Origin of the sequence: Cytobacillus gottheilii (assembly GCF_900166665.1) — a bacterium.
GTDB classification, from domain to species: Bacteria; Bacillota; Bacilli; order Bacillales; family Cytobacillaceae; genus Cytobacillus; species Cytobacillus gottheilii_A.
Genome location: NZ_LT800494.1, coordinates 2,293,358 through 2,312,129, shown reverse-complemented (window position 1 = coordinate 2,312,129; position 18,772 = coordinate 2,293,358). Strand labels below are relative to the sequence as shown.

Below are 18,772 nucleotides of genomic sequence, written 5' to 3'. Positions count from 1 at the left end.
ATATTATAATTCTCTTATTATGTAAAGAAATGGGGATCAAACGCTCAAGATGCATACGAAAATTTTTTTGACAGGTTTTATGGGATCGGGCAAAACAACAGTTGGTCAAATCATAGCGAGGGAGTTAAACGCACCGTTCATTGATTTAGATGAACAAATTGAACAAGCTTATTCATTGAAAACGACTGAGATTTTTGAAAAATACGGGGAAAGTGAATTCCGCAAAATGGAGCTGGATCAGGTTAAAAGGATTTGTGAAAATACAGAAACACAGGTGATTTCTCTTGGTGGCGGTGCCTTTCTTCAGGAGGAGATCCGGAATATCTGCATGAACAATGGGACAGTCTTTTTCCTCTCCGTTTCGTGGGACATTTGGAAGCAAAGACTGGATTCCTTAGTGCCTACAAGACCGCTGCTGCAAGGAAAAACAGAAGGTGAAATTCACCGGATCTTTGCAGAACGGCAAACCATATATCAAACACATCATTATAGTATTAACGCTGACAAGTCAGCGGAACAAATAGCGCATGAAATTCTTACATATCTATAATCATCTTGATGTTAAAAAGGAACGGAACAAAAGAATACAAATTATCATCGTTTCGGTATATTTATAACAATAAGCCCATTCCACCTGCGCCGCGGACCTTTTTCTTAAGGGATCATAGGCTGAGCCTCAACGCTGCAAAAGCTCCTGCCGGGGCTCACCCTTTCCTTCTGCGCCCCGAAGAGGTCGAGGGCCATCCGCCCCATATCAGTCAAAAAAATGAATTATAAAAGCAACAATAAAAAAACCGAAAGATTAGATTATATTATGCATGCTCTAATCTTTCGGATTTATCACTAGTTTGAAGACTTAAGGCCACATCATCCATGTACTATTACAGATCCAAAAACCTCAATAAGTCTCCGTTTAATATTTCATCTGACATATTCAGTTCATCTCTTACTTTTTCTAAATAAGGTTCACATGTGCCTTCCTTAGCTTCATTTCCGCTATCCTTCTCATAGCAGACATTGTTAATATAAATAAATTTCTCAGTTACAAAGGAGCCGTCTCGAAAAATAACAGGCTGATCAGGGTCACGACTCATCAAATTATGTCCAAACGAAGGAGTATCAACATTGGTAATGCCTAATAATGACAGGAGTGTTGGACGGATATCAACCTCCCCGCCTATATTTGAAAATACCTCTCCTTCCTGACCAGGAACATGTATAATGACCGGTACTTTCTGAAGCTCAACATGGTTTACTGGAGAAGGCTCTAAATTCAGCAATTCTAATAAGCCATCTTCATATTTTTCTGAAATACCGTAGTGATCCCCATATAACACAAACACCGTATTTTCATATAATCCCATTTCTTTGAATCGATCGAATAGCACCTTGATTGCTTCATCCTGATAGCGCACCGTTGTCACATAGCGATTGACAACATCTTGTGTTGTAGCCGCTTCCGCTATATATTGATCTTCTTCATCAAGCAAAAACGGAAAATGATTGGTTAATGTAATAAATCTTGTATAAAAAGGCTGCGGCAGCTCGGCAATATAATCTGCACTTTGCTCAAAAAAAGGAATATCCTTCAATCCATAATTAACTGAATTCTCCTCATTCACTTCATAATCCGCTTTTGAAAAAAAGCGATCATAGCCGAGCTCCGCATACATATTTTCACGGTTCCAGAAAGTGGCATCATTTCCGTGTAAAACGGCGCTATAATAGTGTCCGTTTTCTTTTAAAATCTTTGGAAGTGCATTAAAGACATTGGATGGCTTCCTGACAAAAACGGAGCCGCTCGGTAAAGGATACAATGACGTATCAATCATAAATTCCGAATCAGATGTTTTACCTTGTGCCGTCTGATCATAAATAGAATTGAAGTAATAGCTATTTTCAATAAGATTATTTAAAAATGGAGTTATTTCTTCTCCATTTACTTTTTGGTTAATGACAAAATTCTGTGTTGATTCCATGCTGATCAATACAACATTTTTTCCTTTTGCTATGCCTTCGGCGGTGGTTTCTTTATCCTCTTTTGCTTCCGTATAAGAAACAGCAGCAATGGTATCTGTTTCCGTAGCAAGAACTTTTTTTAACGGTGAAAAAGCTGCATAAGAAATATCAAATAAATGATAATTAAAGGGTCCAATGGATTTTACCATCTGTTCACGGTCATAAGCTGTCGAAAAAAGATATGGTGATTTTAAAAGAGCTAGACCAGCAGTTATAACAAATAAGCCAATTCCTGTAAGTACAAATTTCTTCATAAAGGATTTCTGAATAGAAACTGTTTTATTACCTTTTAACGCCAGCAAAATGATGACGAAAAGATCAGCGAATAAAAGCAGATCCCAAAAGCTCATCAATTCAAGCGTACTTGGGCCAAGCCCCCCAACATTCTTGAACTGAAATAAAATTGGTACGGTTACAAAATCAGTGTAAAAGCGGTAATACAGCAAATCAGCGTATAATAGACCAGTAATTAGCACGTTTATCAAAATAAAAATCGTCTTATTAAATCTTTTTCTAAAAAGAAAACAAGCTGACAAAATCAAACACAGGGATCCAATCGGATTAAGCAAAATTAAGAGAATATCTGCTGCTGACTGAATATGAAAACTAAAACCTATTAGTGATACAATAACGGTTTTAAGCCATAAAATAATAGCTGCAATGATGACTAATTTTTGGGGATTCATGCTTGTATAAATCTTCTTTCTTTTCTTCATCCGATCTCATGCCTTACCTGGGTGATGGCAGAATACTCCTGGATCATTGATTTAATTGCTCTTAAAGCAGGAATACGGCTATGTTTCCCCATGATAGCTACTTGAATCCAGTTTCTATCAAGCAAGTATTTGCTTTCATAACTTAGATAAATTAATTTCTTTTTTAATCGATCCCCAAATTGCTGTGACGAAACATCCTTTGGCAGCTGAATCGTTATAACATGCGGAGAATACTCTTCAGTTCCCAATACAAAAAACCCAGATTTTATGAGTTTGTTTTTTATTTCTATACCAAGCATTGTGTTATCAAAACCTGCATGTTTGTTCAGCGCTGTTTCAAGTGCGAATAATAAATTGGAAGAATGCGTGAAAGGCACACGATCAGAAAGCGCATATAATCCTAAGTCTAAATAGCGGGGAATGCTCACATCTGGTCGAATTTTTTCTCTATGTAAAATGATTCCTAAGCCAGGATAAGCTCCTAATCCCTTTCCGCTCACAGCAGTCGCAAGGTAAATATCTTTTAAATTTACAGGAATTGTTCCAACACTGCTGCAGCTGTCAACACAAAGCTCTGCCCCAAACTGCCTGCATATATCCTGGATTCTATCGATATCATATAAATAACCTGTCGAGGTTTCACAATGCACGGTCCATACCCAGCTGATGGAAGGATTTTCTTGCAGCTTAGCTTCTATCTCAGTGTGATGGATCCGGATGTTCCAATCTTTCTGAATGGTTTCAAAGTGAAGCCCCATCCTGCTCGCATGATCAATCAACCGATAGCCGAACTCTCCATTGGCTAACACCAAACCTGTTCCAGGCATTCTGGACAGCTGTGCCGCAATGATATCATTTGCAAGAGTCCCTGTGCCAAGCACTACCTCTGCATATTGTGCATGGGTTAATTCACAGATCATTGTGCTGACATTCCGAATGGCCGTGGTAAATTCAGAATCCCGGTGAGAAAGTGGACTTCTAGATAAACTTGCAGTTACCTCCTCATCCATTGGCACCGGCCCAGGCAAAAAGGAATAAGCTTCTGCCGTTTTCTTTCGCATCAGCTCCTTGAAAGCACGTGTATTCTGCTCAAAACGCTCTTTTGTCAAATACATCGGCTGAAAGCGTGCATCCTCCTTCCCAACCTCTGGGCCGAAGTTTGTAAATCCGATGCGTTTATAGAGCTTTGTTTGTCTCAGTGTTCCTGAAATAAGGGCAAGATTATAGTCTTTTTCTAGACAATAGCTTACTAGCATTTCACAAAGCTGAAAAAATACAAACGTACTTCGATATTTTTCTTTAACAGAAAGCAATCTGATTTCGCATGGCCTTGCTCCTTTTGGCAAGTATGAATCGACATTATCAAGCTTTCGATCAAGTGAGAAAGGACGATTTGCACGCACAGCAATCATGCCTACTACTTCTGTTCCGTCTTTTGCAATAATATATGTATTTTCATCATCAAATTGGTCAATCAGTTTCTTTTCTGTATTTGTTTGGTGCTGCGGAATTTCTTCAACAAATGTTTGATAATTCAGCTCATATATTTGTTTGTATTCATCTTCATCTGCAGCTACCTTATAAATGAGTGAGATGTCTTTCATGATTATCCTCCTATGTATGATGCTAAAAGCTGTTTATAATTACAAATAGTTACACATATGATTTTCTGCTTGGATATTCTTCTGAATCCGTAATCTTTCCCTTTCTATACCCTTTTTAAATATATGAAATTCACTTATATCCCTTTTTCATATATATGAATATACTATTATATAAAAATAATAGCAATTTTTGTAAAACAAGTCTCCGTAACCGCTCTCTTTTTGCATTTGGCTTCTTAGAGCGCTTTCCTAAAGATTTATTCTTTCTTATTATAATAAACGAACAGAAGACTGTAAAAGTTTCAAAATACACTTTTTTTCACAAATTTAGCTTTAATCTATTTGTGAAAAAATGAACATAAAACGCTGTATTATAAAGAAAAATCCTCCGATGCCTTTCTCTCATGTTTAGAAATATTAAATGTTAAGAACAAATAAAAAAGAGGCTGGGATAAAACGAAATTAACCTTTCTAAGACACGAATATTCAATTTAACCAAGTCCGTTCCACCTGCGCTGCGGCCCCTGTTTTTTCGTGGGATCACAAGCTGTGCCTCCTCGAAGCAAAGCTTCTGCGGGGTCTCCCCCTTTCCTCTATTGCCCACAGGAGTCGAGGGGCCTCCGCTCCATTTCACTCATGTTAATAAAATATATTTTCTAATCATAAAAAACCGAATGATTAGTAAGATGACTACCTAACCATTCGGTTCTATGAGTGTGTTAAATATACTTATGTCCCAGCCTCCTTTATTGTTGATTGAAACATTTAAGTCTCATTCTTACTATTATTAGTTCACGGCTGAAACTGTATTAGGCGATTTATATGCAGGAATGGACCAATCAAACGGATCAGGGACAATTCCTTTTTGAATTCCTGTTAATGTCTCATATAATTGCTTAGCAATTTTTCCTGTTTTATGGTCATTGATGACAATTTTCTCATCTTGCCAGAAAAACTCACCAATCGGGGAAATGACCGCTGCTGTTCCGGTTCCAAATGCTTCTTCAAGTTTGCCATCCTTATGGGCCTGGAAAATTTCATCGATAGACACTTTTCTTTCAATCAGCGGTAAATTCCAGTGCTTTATAAGCTGAATAACCGAATTCCTTGTTATGCCTTCTAAGATGCTTCCATTTAATTCAGGAGTTACGATTTCACCGTCAATTTTAAAAAATATGTTCATGCTGCCTACTTCTTCGATGTATTTATGTTCTTTGCCGTCAAGCCACAAAACCTGTGAATAACCTACTGCTTCTGCAGATTCCTGCGCTTTTAAGCTAGCTGCATAATTGCCTCCTGTTTTTGCATTGCCCGTTCCACCCTTAACAGCACGAACAAATTCACTTTGTACAGCTATTTTAACTGGATTAATTCCTTCTTTATAATACGCGCCAACCGGAGACATAATGATATAGAATTGATATGCTTTTGAAGGGGCGACTCCAAGAAAAGGTTCTGTTGAAATAATGAATGGCCGTATATACAAAGATGTTCCTTCTCCGTTGGGAACCCACTCTCGATCGATCTGAATTAACTTCTTTAATGCTTCGACTGCAAATTCTTCATCAATCTGCGGAATACAAAGCCGGTTATTCGAACGATTCAGCCTTTTCATATTATCAGATGGTCTAAATAGTAAAACATCTCCATCTGCACCTAAATACGCTTTTAAACCTTCAAATACACTTTGCCCATAGTGGAAAACCATTGCTGATGGATCGAGCTGCAGGGGCTGATAAGGAATAATTCGAGCATCATGCCAGCCAAGGCCTTCCTTATAATCCATTACAAACATGTGGTCTGTAAAATTCCTTCCAAATTGCAGCTTATCAAATGGCGGTTTCTCTTTCCCTTTTGATGTTAATTGCACCTTGATTTGATCATAGTCATTCATCAGCACTCAGTCTCCCTGTTTTAGAAATAATGGTTTCAAACAACTCAATTTCACTTTAACACATAAAAGCAGTTCATAAATAAAGCATATTGATTTTTTAAAATATTATGAACCTACTTTTTGCAAAAGTCAACAAGGTATTTAGATTATTTCTTGTTCTTTTTTACAGGATGATCCTGTAAACACTGCTCTATTCATAAGGAGTCCAATTTCCACTTCAAGGTATTCTTTCTTAGACTCAATAATAGAAAGTATAAAAAATCAAAGATTGTTGCTATGAATTTAAAGAGAGAAGTTGCTTTCTGCTCCAGAAGGCTCCTAGCAACTTTTCTAAAAAAAAAAACTAAAAACAGAGCCTGCTGACTCTGTTCCTGAATATGAAACTATTTAAACCAGCCTTTTTTCTTTGATTGAGTGATTGCCTCAATTCGGTTGGTGACTTCCAGCTTTTCCATAATGGCAGAAATATAGTTTCTGACTGTGCCGGTTTTGATATTCAGATTGCTGGCAATCTCTTTTGTGTTTTTTCCTTCTGCGATCAGTTCCAAAACATCTTTTTCCCGGTCAGTCAGCGGGTTTTCTTCGCTATAAAGATCTTCCATGAGTTCTGGAGCATATAATCGCTTGCCGGCCATGACACTGCGAATCGAGTCTGCCAGTTCTTCACTGGGACTATCTTTCAATAAATAGCCGCCAACACCAGCTTTCAATGCTCTCTGGAAATAGCCAGTTCGAGCGAAGGTAGTTAAAATGATTACCTTACAATTCAATTCTTTAAGCTCTTCTGCTGCCTCCAGACCATTCTTTTCTGGCATTTCTATATCCATAATGCACACATCTGGTTTCAGTTTATGAACGAGGGAGACTGCTTCAGCACCATTGTTTGCCTTGCCAACCACTTCCATATCTTCCTCTAAACTTAACAGCGAGCCTAACGCACCGAGCATCATGCGCTGATCTTCTGCAATGACAATGCTTATCATATGTCCTTACCCTCCTGTTCAACTGCCCGTATAACGGTTGGTACACTCATGGTCACCATTGTGCCAGCATCAGAATGGATATCAAGCGTACCGTTAACAAAATCAAGCCTTTCTTTCATGCCAATCAAGCCATTGCCTTTAGTTTCATGTTCAGCAGGATCAAAACCGACCCCATTATCTTCGACGATAATTTTTATTTCTTTTTCTGTTTGGATGAACTGTATTTTACAATAGCTTGCACCACTATGTTTAACAACATTTGTGACGGATTCCTTTAAACACATGCTTAATATATTTTCAATAAACAGCGAAACATTGACAAGCTTGATCATGTCACTTCCAATATATTCAATCTCTGCTGCTTTTAGCAATTGTTTCACACTGACCAGTTCATCTTTCAACCGAATGCCCCGCATCTGTGAAACCATTTTTCTCACTTCATTTAAGGCGGTTCTGGCTGTTTGCTGTACATCTTTTAGTTCATCACGCGCCTGTTCTGGATTTTTATAAATAAGCCTTCGAGCTAAATCGCTCTTTAATCCAATTAGAGACAGCTTTTGCCCGAGAGTATCATGCAAATCACGTGCAATGCGCTGCCGCTCTTCCTGTTTAACCAAATCAGCAATTCTTTTATTCGCATAAGCAAGCTCTCGTTCAAGCTTTTCTTGTTTATGCTTATTGGAAATGGTAAATGGCAGCAGAATGACACTGATCCAAATAATGATAATAAAAGGGAGCTGAGTTAGGAAGAGCTGCTCACCTATTACAATATTAAAATTGATCGCTGCAGTCGTTACAACCAGATGTGCCACATAGATCGTATAAAACGCAACCTTGTTTTTTATATTGCCATTATAGTTTGCAATAAAGATAGCAAAATAGATGTAATAGAACAAAATGGCCATGGTCATGGAGATGGCAATCAATATGGCAGACCATAAATACACTGGCCATCTGTCAGAAATAAAAGCAAATCGGTAAGCAATAAAGAAAGTAATAGTTAATAGTATTCCAACAGCAATTTCAATAGTAGAAGAAGACTGAAAAATAAAATAAAAAGGCAGAATGCTTAATAGAATCCAAATGTATGGAGAGATTCCTGGATTTTTTAAAAATGCGATATACTTTTTAGCCATAATATCCCTCAATTTACTTATGTCTGTCTTTCATTCCTGCACGCGGAAAATAGAGAAGCTTAACAGCTGGCAGCAACTGCTTTTAGACATGATGCCAAAAGTGCTGCTGCACTGCTTTAATGGATAAAATAGAACTCCTTTGCATAAAACAAAGGAGTTTTTACTTTTATGCCTTATCTGTTACAACGTTATTGCTTTTTTGAATAAATGTTTTCACCGCTTTATATCCAACAAAATTTTTATTTTCTTCATCCCATAATTTAAAACGAAGAGATTCCAGGCTTTTGGCGATCGTAATTGTTGGAGCATGCTGTAGTGCTTCTGATTCATTATGCGCCTCTTCTAAAAGATAGTTGGGCACTCTAGGGCTTAGATGGTGCACATGGTGGAAACCAATGTTTCCAGTCAGCCATTGCAGGATTTTCGGAAGTTTATAATAAGAACTTCCTTCAACTGCCGCCTTCACATACTCCCACTCGGAATCCACTTCAAAATATGATTGTTCAAATGTATGCTGAATATAAAACAGCCAGATCCCGGCAGATCCTGATAGAAGGAAGATCGGAAGCTGAACGAGAAGAAATGCTTCCCAGCCAATTAGCCAGCACATGCCACTATAAAGCGCAACAATTGAAACGTTCGTAATATATGTGTTCAGACGCTCTTTCCATTTTGCATCCTTGCGGTTAAAGCGATTTACAATTAAAAATTGATAGATAGGTCCTAACCCAAACATGATGATCGGATTGCGATAAAGTCTATATCCAACCTTTGTCCAAAACGGAGCATCGATATATTCCTGTACCGTCAAAACCCAGATATCTCCGGTTCCGCGCTTATCAAGGTTACTGCTTGTCGCATGGTGGATAGAATGATCACGCTGCCACTGGCTAAACGGAAATAGTGTTATTACACCTGTAATGGTGCCAATAATTTTATTTGCTTTTTTGTTCTTAAAGAACGAATTGTGGCAGCAGTCATGAAAGATGATGAAAATCCGGACTAGAAAACCTGATGCAATGACAGATAGAGCCAAGGTTAGCAGATATGATACCTCTAAACTTAAATAGGCTCCATACCATAAAGCGAAAAAAGGAATTAGGGTGTTAAGTAATTGTCTTATGCTTGCATTTCTATTCGCCTTCTCAAATGGCGCCATTTCTTTTTTTAAGCTAGTGAGGAGCTGTTTTGTCATGAATTCATTTCCTTTCATGGGCTTATACCTCTATTTTAAGAAAACGATATCAATCCGAAAAGACATAGCTGTCATGCACAAAACATGATAAATGTCATGGTCACTTATTTCTTTCTAATTCCCATACCAATTTAAATAGAAGCTGATAGGTTAGCGACAATACCTCTTCAATCGTCATATTCTCAGAAAATCCATTTAAATGGCTGATCGGCAAATTGATATCCCATAAACCATCATTGCCATTAAAAAGAATTGAATACTTCGCATCTGCAGAGAATTCTTCTAAAATGACTTTACGAAGCAGGTCACCATGCTTTTTTTGTACCTTTAGACCGAAAATAGTATCATACGTTCGAAAGACATCGTTTTCTTCAAAGATGATTCCCTCTATTCCCAGTATTTCAAACCATTTTGATTCCACATATATAAATTCATTCTGGTGTGTTTTCAAATAGGAAATGTTTTCTTTTAAAAATGATGGTGTTTCTTCTCCTAAATATTCTTCTGTCTCTTTATGTCCGCGTTCTATATATATATCTGCCCATCTTTTCCCGGCAGGCAAAATCTCAGTACTTTCATCAGCTGAGATCAGGTTATTGGCAATAGCATAGTCTTTTTCCTCTTCAAAAAGACGAGTTGGATTTTGATCTATAAGTTTTTTTATTTCAGTATGGAGCATTCGTACACCTCTTCTATTTTATCGTTGTTTTCTATTTCTATTTTGGGGTCTTTGTTCACTGGAAGATGAGTGCTGATGCTGTTCCAGTGTTCTCTTTGCAAATGTAGCTGATAGATCCTTTTCAATCTTTACCAGTTTAGACATTTCCGCTTTTGTATATAACGTAATCGCCAGCCCGCTCATGCCGGCTCTTCCCGTTCTGCCAATCCGATGAATATAGCTGTCTGTATCTAGTGGAATGTCATAATTAAAAACATGTGTAACACCTTCAACATCGAGGCCACGAGCCGCCACATCCGTTGCTACTAACAGCTGAAATTCATTCTCTCTAAATGCTCGCATCGCTTCTTCACGCTTTGCCTGAGAAAGCCCGCCATGCAATTCTGTACATACAAAACCCTTTTCTGTCAAAGCCTGATGCAGTTTGGTCACTCTTCTTTGTGTTCTGCAAAAGATCATCGCCAAATACGGCCGGTGTGTTCGCAGGATTTCCAGCAAGGTTTGCTGTTTTGCTCTGTCCGTCGTAAAGTATGCAAGCTGTTTGATATGATCAGCCTTTTTATATAATTTTTTCGTTTCAATCATTTGTGGATTCGTCATATATGATGCAGTCAGCGTCTTGATTTCTTCCGGCATTGTAGCTGAAAAAAGCAGAGTCTGATGAGGGGAAGTACACGCAGAAATAATCTTTTCGACTTCGCTCAGAAAACCGATATGCAGCATCTGATCTGCTTCATCGAGGACCAATATGGAAACTTGAGATAAATCAACGGTCCCCCTGTTCATATGGTCAATCAATCTCCCAGGTGTCCCAACAGCAATATGGATGGATTTGCTGAGAACTGCAAGCTGCTTCTCCACATCTTGACCGCCATAAATAGCAAGCACATTGAGATTTTCTTTAACATGAATCAATTTCTGCAGTTCACTTGTGACTTGAAGAGCAAGCTCTCGAGTCGGTGTCACAATTAACGCCTGAATAGCATCAATGCTTGGATCCACTTTTTCTATAATTGGCAGTATAAATGCAAATGTTTTTCCTGTTCCGGTCTGTGCTAAGGAAACAACATCGTTTCCCTCCATAATTTTGGGAATCGATTTGCTTTGTATATCTGTTGGATGGATATATCCAGCCTGTTCCACCATCATTGCAATGGAAGGAGATAATCCTAATTGTTCAAAGTTCGGCAAACATCTTCCTACTTTCTTCTATGTATTCGATACATATCATGCTTGTAAATCCAAAAAAATGCAAGTGTACAAATAAATGCTTATGATTTAGCTGACTTTTCACAAAGAAAAAAGACTGCATAGATGATGCAGCCTTCAAGTATTGCTTAGTTTTCGTCTTTTCCTGGCAGCTCGCATTCATCCCCAGAGCAGCTCTCTGCCTTCGTATCAAAATCAAACGTTTTAAGAACCGGCGCAGCGTTCTCTTCTTCCCATACTTTCTTGAGCGCTCCTTCAAATGTTTCCTGAGGCTGAGCTCCAGAAATGGCATACTTATTATTGATAATAAAGAAAGGAACACCAGTAATCTGGTATTGCTGTGCCAGCGCTTCATCCACTCTAACATCATTTGCAAATTTGGTTTCATCCGCCAGAACTTCTTCTGCTTCATCTCTGGAAAGCCCTGCTGCTTCTGCCACTGCAAGAAGCGTTTCATGATCGCTTAAGTTCTTTGATTCTGTAAAATAGGCAGCAAGCAGTTTTTCCGTTACAGCATGTTCTTTGCCCTTTTCACCTGCAAATTTTGCCAGCCTGTGAGCATCGAACGTATTGGTCGGCTTCATCTCATCAAAAACAAAGGTTAGCCCTTCCGCAGCAGCCTGCTGTTTTAACCCTTCATTTGCCTGCTTCGCCTGCTCTACTGACATGCCATATTTAGCAGCAAGCATCTCATGGATGCTTTCTCCACTATATTTTTTTGCATTAGGATCAAGTTCAAAGCTTTTAAATTCTACCTCAATTTGCTCATTATGCTCAAAAGATGCAATCGCTTTTTCTAATCTTCTCTTTCCTATATAACAGAATGGGCATACAAAATCTGACCAAACTTGAATTTTCATATTTATCATCCTCTCTTGCCATCATCATAGCATATTGTTAAACAAGAACGCTGAATTGATGCTCATAAACATCATTTATGACTCTGCAAGATAGAATTAGACGAACACTTAATGAAAAAAGTGACAATCTTTCATGAATTCAGCAATATACTGTAACAAGCAGAGATACGAATGATCTGGACGGCCAATACAAAATAATGTGGTGATAGGATGCAAACCGAACAGGAAAATAGCTTTGTGTTTCAAAATCTTCAAGAGTCTGCCATGTCATTTCATGATGTATTCAAAAATATCATCTCTTTTATGAGGATGGATCCTCGCTCAAGTTTTCGTCTGATGGTTGGAACAGATTCACAGGTACATCCTGATAAAACGCTATTTATCACCGGAATTGTTATTCAGAAAGAAGGAAAAGGAGCATGGGCTTGTATTAAAAAAACGAGTTTAAAACGAAAAATGCATTCACTTCATGAACGGATCTCGTATGAAACAGCTCTAACTGAAGAGGTCGTTTCTTTATTTACGAATGAAAAAAAAATACAATTGGTGGATATTGTACTTCCATTTATTTATAGCGGCGCATCCTTTGTCATGGAGGGTCACCTGGATATAGGAGCAGGCAAGCGGAACAAAACAAGAGAATATGTACAGGAAATGGTTGCAAGAATTCAATCAGCAGGATTTGAACCCGTTATAAAGCCCGATGCATTTGTTGCATCGAGCTACGCAAATAAGTATACAAAATGAGCAGGCTTTTTAAGCCTGTTTTTTATCTTTTCATAAGCATCAGCAAATTTTCTTTATCCAACCTTGACGCTTATTTTCTTTGAATATGTGTCAGCTGATCTTCTGCTTTGGCAGCTACCGCTTCTGTCAGTTCTTTCGTAATCTCCGGCAAAGAAGATTTCATAATAGAATTTGCCATTTTTGCCATCATGCCTTCTGCCGTTAAATCTAAAAACCCTGTCATCTGAACTTTCTTTTCATCTATTGTTGCTGCTGAAAAATAGCCGCTTCCTGATAATTTTTCATTAATGCCAGTCAGTTTAAAGGCTACTTTCTCTGGCTCTGACCATTCTGTTATATCGACTTGTAATTCAATTTTCTTTTTCACTACTCCAATATCTGTGTAAAAGCTCCATAACGATTGGCTGTCATTCACTCTTCGGTGACTAATATACCCCGGGACAAGCGGTGCCCAATTGTCCATTACATGAACAAAATTCCACAAATGCTGAATTGGCAAATTTACTTGCACATCATAACTATAATTTGGCATGGATGACGCTCCTTTTTTTGAAGTTAAAACTAGCTCCTTACCATGTTTATACAGTGCTAGACCAATTCATGCCTACATAATTTATATGCCATCCCCTCCACTCTTTCATCATAGATACTTTATGTTAATTGTCCATACAATTCTTTAAGCATCGAAATATAGTTTTGAACGAATACTAAGCATGGAATATGAAGAATAGGAGTGAAATGAGTGAAAGCCGTAACTTACCAGGGACCCAATCAAATATCAGTAGATCAAGTAGAAGATCCTGCTTTAACTAAAAAAGATGATATCATTGTAAAAATTACAACTACAGCCATTTGCGGGTCAGATTTGCATCTGTATAAAGGAAACTTTCCTTTGCCGCCAGGATACATTATCGGACATGAGCCAATGGGAATTGTGGAAGAAGTGGGACCAGAAGTGACAAAGGTCAAAAAAGGTGATCGAGTTGTTGTTCCATTTAATGTTTCCTGCGGAGAATGTCAATATTGCAAAAGTGATGAAACCAGCCAATGTGATAATTCAAATCCACACTATGATTCAGGCGGCTATTTCGGCTATTCAGAAAAATTTGGTGATCACCCAGGAGGGCAAGCAGAATACTTAAAGGTGCCTTTTGGCAACTTTACTCCCTTTAAAATCCCTGAATCCTGTGAGCTTGAAGATGAATCCCTTGTTTTCTTATCAGATGTTATCCCAACAGCTTATTGGAGTGTCAAGAATGCTGGTGTTAAAAAGGGTGATTCTGTCATTATTTTAGGAAGCGGGCCAATCGGCTTAATGGCGCAAAAGTTTGCTTGGCTTGAAGGAGCTTCACGGGTAATCGCCGTTGACCATTTACCGTACCGCCTTCAGCATGCTGCTGCAACGAATAAAGTTGAAACCTTTGATTTTACCGATTATCCAGATATGGGAGAACATTTAAAAGAAATCACAAAAGGCGGAGCTGATGTCGTCATTGATTGTGTCGGCATGGATGGCAAAAAATCACCGCTCGAATATATTGAACAAAAAATGAAGCTTCAAGGCGGGACGCTTGGTCCTATTCAAATTGCTACAAAAGCCGTCCGAAAGTCAGGTGTTGTTCAATTGACAGGTGTGTATGGAGGAAATTACAATCTCTTCCCGCTTGGAGCTTTTTTCTCAAGAAACGTTACTTTAAAGATGGGACAGGCTCCAGTTATACCGATTATGCCAGAGTTGTATAAGCAGATTACAGATGGATTGTTTGATCCAACTGAAATAATCACACATAAGATCGCCTTAGATGACGCCCCTAAAGGCTACAAGGTGTTTAACAATCATGAAGATGATTGTATTAAAGTTGTTTTGAAACCATAACATAGAAGAAGACGCAATACCTTCACATAACAGGTGAATATATTGCGTCTTTTTTGTTTGCAGTTGTTTTTACCTTTTATAATATCTTTGTCGATATGGGCGGGTTTGATGGCAATCATCACAGATTTGGAAATCATGTTCCCAAGGAAGCTGTTTGCCGCATCGTTTACATTTTTTCGTTAAGTTGCGAACATCTGAATTTAGCTTGTCATGTACATGCTGGCTGATTTCTTCTCTTACTCGTTCCCAGTACAGTGCTTCCGTTCTTTGATCGAGCCTGTACAAAAATAACAAATGAAGCCCAATTGCTTTATAGCTCAGCTCTAGTTCTTCTAAGTTCTTATTTTTTAAACGCGGCTCTGGCATCTCAGATCCATCGACAATCGCATACATCGTTTCTTCCCAAAGTCTGATTAAGTCTGTCTCTTTTTTTGAAAAAGGGAGATGTAAAAAACCATATAGATCGGTTAAAGACAGTTTTGCCTCAATTTCGGTACCGCGAACAATACTATATAGCTCCCGTTCTTCATGAAGTGCCGCTTTCACTGTGCCTGCTGGACTTTCGAATTTATCCCATAGCTCAAAAAACCAGCCAAGATCGCGGGAATATCTCTGGAAACGTTCGAAAACACCCTGTGTAGGAGCGATTGCAAAGGAAAAAACTGGTTCATCCTTCATAAGCAGAAGCTGCCCCATCTCCTTCACGTCTCTGACAAAGCTGACCATTCCTTTATTGTAAAGACCCTTCCTTCCAGCTCTGCCGGCAATTTGCTTCACTTCCTGTGATGTAAGCTGCCTGCGCCTTGTGCCGTCAAATTTCTCATTTTCAAGGAAAACAACGCGGCGGATTGGCAAATTAAGTCCCATTCCAATAGCATCAGTTGAAACGATAACAGTTGTCTGGCCATTGACAAATTGCTGTACTTGCTTTTTTCTTGTTTCTGGCGGCATACTGCCATAGATCATACTGACTGAATGTCCTGCGTTCTGCAGTCTTGAAGCTGTCTCAAGTACTTTTCTGCGTGAAAAGCAAATAAGGGCATCTCCTTTTTTAACAAATTTAAACTGAAACTCTCGATCCTCGACTTGCAGCGGCGTATCCCTGGTATACTCTTTCACAGTGACATCAGAATCCTCGAGCAGCTGAAGCAGCATTGGTTTTGCACTTTTACTTCCGATTATATGAACTTCTTTTGCATTCGCTTTTGTAATCGCTTTGTACCATGAAAAACCGCGATCCTTATCGGTAATCATTTGCGCCTCATCAATCACAATGATGTCATAATATTGTTTTTCATAATACATTTCGACGGTACAAGCCATATGGGCAGCATTGTTTATGATTTTTTCTTCTTCACCCGTTTTTAAAGAACATGGTGTACCATCTTGATTTAGCTTTTCAAACACCTCTAATGCTAAGAGGCGAAGCGGAGCTAAATAAATGCCACTATCTTTCTTTTTCATCTCTTCTAACGCATGATATGTTTTTCCTGTATTTGTATCACCGATGTGGAGCGTAAATTTCACTGGCCGATCAACAGACGGACTATATTCGGCTCCAAATATATCAGAAAGCATTCTCTCTTCTTCTTCTTTCTTCCTTTTTCGCTCTGCCCGCTCCTCCTGTTCCCGTTTTTTCCGCTCAGCGAGGTGTTCTTCATACAGCTGATCATGAACAGATTCATCAAATGGAAGACCCGCTAATACTAACAAATTTTCCGCATACTCATCTTGAATTAATTCAATAAAATGCTCCGTCAATTCTCCAAACAAATAAGAAACCTTCTTCTTTAAAATACTGCCAGTTAGTGCTTTCTCATAAACGTTTTCGTATTGTTCAAAAATGGAATGAGGCATATTTTCCAGCAGCATTACCTGCAAGGCTTCTGATAAAAAGGAACGAATAGCTCGTTCATAAATATAAAAGTAGGTTTCATATTCAAAATACCATCTTCCTCTATACATGGTCTTATGAATATTGCCTGTAAGCTCTTCAAAGAAGTCTCCCATTTTGCTGAATGGTTCAAATGAAAAAGCTCCGATTTCTTCCAGCTGCTCTTCAAGTGCTGTTGTTTCAATTTTTCTATATCGAATCTTTGCTGATACATCATTTAAAAGCTGCTTTGCAATATGATATCTTAATTTCAGGTAAAGAGATCTTTCATTTTGAATAATTAAACCTTCTGTTAAATTCTCAATCACTTCATGAAGTTTTTGCTTTTCCATCTCTTTATTGCGGACAGCCTGCTTTAACTTAAATTGTTTTCGAGCGTGATTAAAACGCTCATTCCATTTATCATCCTGATGAGAGAATCCTTCCAGCAGCCATCTTTCAGCATCAAATGGCCGGTAATCACTAATCTCTTTTTTAAAAAGCTGATTGATCAGTTTTTTGTCAGCTGAAACGGTCTCAATGCCCTTGTCTTCTAAATACTGCCGTTTCTTATGTCTGGACATTTTATTGTGTGCCTTATTCACCCAGACATTTTTCCAAATTTGTTCAATATAAATTAAACGATCCTGCATATATTCTTGAAAGGATGGCTGCACACTCCTGCTGCCTAGATAAGCATCCAAATCTTCTATAATTTTCTCTTTTGTATGTTGAACTGCGTCCTTATGAATATAATCGAGAAACTCCATTTATGTACCCCTTTATGTAATATAACGTCTATTTTTCTTATTGTATCATGATCATTACGTATACATGGCTGTTTATCCTTTATTATGAAGTTACGAAGTGAAAATATCCATAATACACCCTTCTTCTCTCTTGAACATGAGTATTAGCTTATCATTTTTTGCAGTAGTATTAATTTTTTGAAAACAACTGTAAAGTTCTGAAAAAAAGAATTGACACCTCATCAAAATCCTCATATAATTTATCTAGAATTAATATATCTTGAATTAAAGATAAATAAATAATAACTATTTGGAGGAGATTTAAAATGGCTAAAACAAAATGGGCTTTAGATCAAACACACAGTGCAGTAGATTTCTCAATCAAACACATGATGATTGCAAATGTTAAAGGTTCTTTCAAAAAATTTGATGCAGTGATTGAAGCTGATACTGCTGATTTAACAACAGCTGCGATTGAATTCACAGTAGATCTTGCAAGCATTGATACAAGAAACGAAGACCGTGACAACCACCTTCGTTCAGCTGATTTCTTCGATGTAGAAAACCACCCGGTATTAACGTTCAAAGCAACAAACATCGTAAGCGAAGGTGATGGAGATTATCTAATTACTGGTGATCTTACATTAAACGGCATTACTAAATCTGAAACATTAAATGCAACTTACGAAGGTTCTGGAAAAGATCCTTGGGGAAATGAAAAAGCAGGCTTCAGTGTTGAGGGTGTTCTTAAAAGAAGCGAATATGGTCTAACTTGGAACACAGCACTAGAAACAGGCGGCGTACTAGTAGGCGACAAAGTAAAAATCCAGCTTGAACTTCAAGCAGCTAAAGCTGAATAATTGTCAAACAAAAAAGCACTCTGAAAATGATCAGAGTGCTTTCTTTTATCTGGTCCACATAGTATGATTGTGTCACTGATACAATGATTCAGGGGGAAAGTATAGATGAGTGTACATAAAGCTATTACTAAGCATGTGAAAAAACAAAACAGCAGAATCACAGAGTTTATCAGACTTGATCATGAGAGAGAACGTTATATTGATATTGCCATACAAAACTGTCAGACTGGTAAGGAATTTAGTGTGACCGAAATAAATGCAATCACAGTAAAAATGAACGAATTAGCCAAGCTGGGATCTGTTCCGCAAAGAAAGATCGTCACGGCAGAAATGGTTAAAGAATATGCAGAAAAATTAGGAACATCCTGAAGA

Annotated in this window: 16 protein-coding genes; 5 read left to right on the top strand and 11 right to left on the bottom strand. The window is 38.1% G+C overall.

Annotated elements, in window-relative coordinates; genetic code table 11:
- Positions 1-49: 49 nt before the first annotated feature.
- The gene (locus B7E07_RS11460) at positions 50-550 is read left to right on the top strand and encodes a shikimate kinase (RefSeq protein WP_080845994.1); all 501 of its coding nucleotides are present in this window, start codon (positions 50-52) and stop codon (positions 548-550) included.
- Between the two features lie 331 nt (positions 551-881).
- On the opposite strand, the gene B7E07_RS11455 is transcribed toward B7E07_RS11460, so the two are convergent.
- The 9 genes from B7E07_RS11455 to B7E07_RS11415 form a co-directional block, all read right to left on the bottom strand.
- Entirely contained in the window at positions 882-2,735 is a 1,854-nt protein-coding gene (locus B7E07_RS11455; protein ID WP_080845993.1) for an LTA synthase family protein, read from the bottom strand.
- Positions 2,732-4,339 carry an aminotransferase class V-fold PLP-dependent enzyme gene (locus B7E07_RS11450; protein WP_080845992.1) on the bottom strand — a complete coding sequence of 536 codons (1,608 nt, stop codon included), beginning with the start codon at positions 4,337-4,339 and terminating at the stop codon, positions 2,732-2,734. Before B7E07_RS11450 ends, B7E07_RS11455 begins: the two co-directional genes overlap by 4 nt.
- A gap of 787 nt (positions 4,340-5,126) precedes the next feature.
- Complete coding sequence (locus tag B7E07_RS11445) at positions 5,127-6,233, bottom strand: branched-chain amino acid aminotransferase (protein ID WP_080845991.1); 1,107 nt, start codon at positions 6,231-6,233, stop codon at positions 5,127-5,129.
- Positions 6,234-6,616: 383 nt separating this feature from the next.
- Positions 6,617-7,216, bottom strand: a complete 600-nt coding sequence (locus tag B7E07_RS11440; protein ID WP_080845990.1) for a response regulator transcription factor — start codon at positions 7,214-7,216, stop codon at positions 6,617-6,619.
- Positions 7,213-8,352 carry a sensor histidine kinase gene (locus tag B7E07_RS11435; RefSeq protein WP_080845989.1) on the bottom strand — a complete coding sequence of 380 codons (1,140 nt, stop codon included), beginning with the start codon at positions 8,350-8,352 and terminating at the stop codon, positions 7,213-7,215. Before B7E07_RS11435 ends, B7E07_RS11440 begins: the two co-directional genes overlap by 4 nt.
- 166 nt (positions 8,353-8,518) lie before the next feature.
- The gene (locus B7E07_RS11430) at positions 8,519-9,547 is read right to left on the bottom strand and encodes a Delta(5) desaturase DesA (protein WP_080849172.1); all 1,029 of its coding nucleotides are present in this window, start codon (positions 9,545-9,547) and stop codon (positions 8,519-8,521) included.
- Between the two features lie 100 nt (positions 9,548-9,647).
- Positions 9,648-10,226, bottom strand: coding sequence for a hypothetical protein (locus B7E07_RS11425; protein ID WP_080845988.1), 579 nt, complete (start codon positions 10,224-10,226; stop codon positions 9,648-9,650).
- A gap of 18 nt (positions 10,227-10,244) precedes the next feature.
- The gene (locus B7E07_RS11420) at positions 10,245-11,417 is read right to left on the bottom strand and encodes a DEAD/DEAH box helicase (RefSeq protein WP_080845987.1); all 1,173 of its coding nucleotides are present in this window, start codon (positions 11,415-11,417) and stop codon (positions 10,245-10,247) included.
- A 146-nt stretch (positions 11,418-11,563) separates the two neighbouring features.
- Complete coding sequence (locus B7E07_RS11415; protein ID WP_080845986.1) at positions 11,564-12,295, bottom strand: DsbA family oxidoreductase; 732 nt, start codon at positions 12,293-12,295, stop codon at positions 11,564-11,566.
- A 210-nt stretch (positions 12,296-12,505) separates the two neighbouring features.
- Between B7E07_RS11415 and B7E07_RS11410 the strand changes: the two genes are divergently transcribed.
- Positions 12,506-13,042, top strand: coding sequence for a ribonuclease H-like YkuK family protein (locus B7E07_RS11410; RefSeq protein ID WP_080845985.1), 537 nt, complete (start codon positions 12,506-12,508; stop codon positions 13,040-13,042).
- A 70-nt stretch (positions 13,043-13,112) separates the two neighbouring features.
- Here the strand turns inward: B7E07_RS11410 and B7E07_RS11405 are convergent, their stop codons facing one another.
- Positions 13,113-13,574 carry a CoxG family protein gene (locus B7E07_RS11405; protein ID WP_080845984.1) on the bottom strand — a complete coding sequence of 154 codons (462 nt, stop codon included), beginning with the start codon at positions 13,572-13,574 and terminating at the stop codon, positions 13,113-13,115.
- A gap of 210 nt (positions 13,575-13,784) precedes the next feature.
- On the opposite strand from B7E07_RS11405, the gene B7E07_RS11400 reads away from it, so the two are divergent.
- Entirely contained in the window at positions 13,785-14,918 is a 1,134-nt protein-coding gene (locus B7E07_RS11400; RefSeq protein WP_080845983.1) for a zinc-dependent alcohol dehydrogenase, read from the top strand.
- A gap of 69 nt (positions 14,919-14,987) precedes the next feature.
- On the opposite strand, the gene B7E07_RS11395 is transcribed toward B7E07_RS11400, so the two are convergent.
- Entirely contained in the window at positions 14,988-17,561 is a 2,574-nt protein-coding gene (locus B7E07_RS11395; protein ID WP_080845982.1) for a helicase-related protein, read from the bottom strand.
- A gap of 305 nt (positions 17,562-17,866) precedes the next feature.
- On the opposite strand from B7E07_RS11395, the gene B7E07_RS11390 reads away from it, so the two are divergent.
- Both B7E07_RS11390 and B7E07_RS11385 read left to right on the top strand, forming a co-directional pair.
- The gene (locus B7E07_RS11390) at positions 17,867-18,400 is read left to right on the top strand and encodes a YceI family protein (protein WP_080845981.1); all 534 of its coding nucleotides are present in this window, start codon (positions 17,867-17,869) and stop codon (positions 18,398-18,400) included.
- 105 nt (positions 18,401-18,505) lie between these two features.
- Positions 18,506-18,769: a DUF2533 family protein gene (locus B7E07_RS11385; protein WP_080845980.1), complete on the top strand. Its 264-nt coding sequence runs from the start codon at positions 18,506-18,508 to the stop codon at positions 18,767-18,769.
- The last annotated feature ends 3 nt before the right edge of the window (positions 18,770-18,772 follow it).